Source organism: Streptomyces sp. P9(2023) (assembly GCF_032436795.1).
Taxonomy (GTDB): Bacteria; Actinomycetota; Actinomycetes; order Streptomycetales; family Streptomycetaceae; genus Streptomyces.
In genome coordinates this window covers 1-285 of record NZ_JAUPWM010000357.1, presented here as the reverse complement: position 1 = coordinate 285, position 285 = coordinate 1, and the positions used below count along the sequence as shown (strand labels likewise).

Sequence of the window (285 nt, the reverse complement as noted above, 5' to 3'; positions counted from 1 at the left end):
CGCGAGATCGTCATCCATTTCCGCCGCGACCACGACCAGCGCGTAACCCACGAGCAGGGCACGACGTGCGAGCTGTTCGACTGCGGCTCCCACGGCCAGCACGGCGACCGCCGGCATCGGTTCTTTGACTACGACGGCGACAAGCGCCGCATCGAGAGCGACCTGCGCGAGATCGTCGCCGCCTGGTTCTCCGACCACAAGCCGCACATCTGGCGCGACACGCCGGGCCACTGGGTGTGGCGCTGCGACTGCGGCCACATCGGACGCTGGCGACCCACCCACGCC

At 69.5% G+C, this 285-nt stretch carries 1 protein-coding gene; it reads left to right on the top strand.

From position 1 onward, the window contains the following. Positions 1–285: hypothetical protein (locus Q5762_RS37935; RefSeq protein ID WP_315896863.1), on the top strand; the 285-nt coding region annotated here is incomplete at both ends.